General features: G+C 60.5%; 1 pseudogene. It reads right to left on the reverse strand.

The window, feature by feature from the left end:
- Positions 1–271 (reverse strand): annotated as a pseudogene (locus SB772_RS41155) (MFS transporter); the annotation flags it as partial.

Genomic DNA, 271 nt, shown 5'->3' on the forward strand with positions numbered 1-271 from the left:
GTCTACGTGCTCAAGGACAAGCACCGGGTCCTGGAGTTCCAAGGCCGTGTTCATCAGCCCGATGTAGTCCTGCGGTGTTGACGGCGCTACGATGCGCCAGCCCGGATTGTTGGCAAAGATCCCCGCCGGATCCATGGAATGCTGCGAGCCATAGCCGGCTCCCATTGCCACCTTGGACCGGAGCACCACAGGCATTGAGGACTGGCCACCGAACATGTGCCGGGCTTTGCCGATCTGGTTGAAAATCTGGTCAGCGGCGACCCATAGGAAG

Source organism: Paraburkholderia sp. SIMBA_030, from assembly GCF_046535245.1.
In the GTDB taxonomy this organism is placed as follows: Bacteria; Pseudomonadota; Gammaproteobacteria; order Burkholderiales; family Burkholderiaceae; genus Paraburkholderia.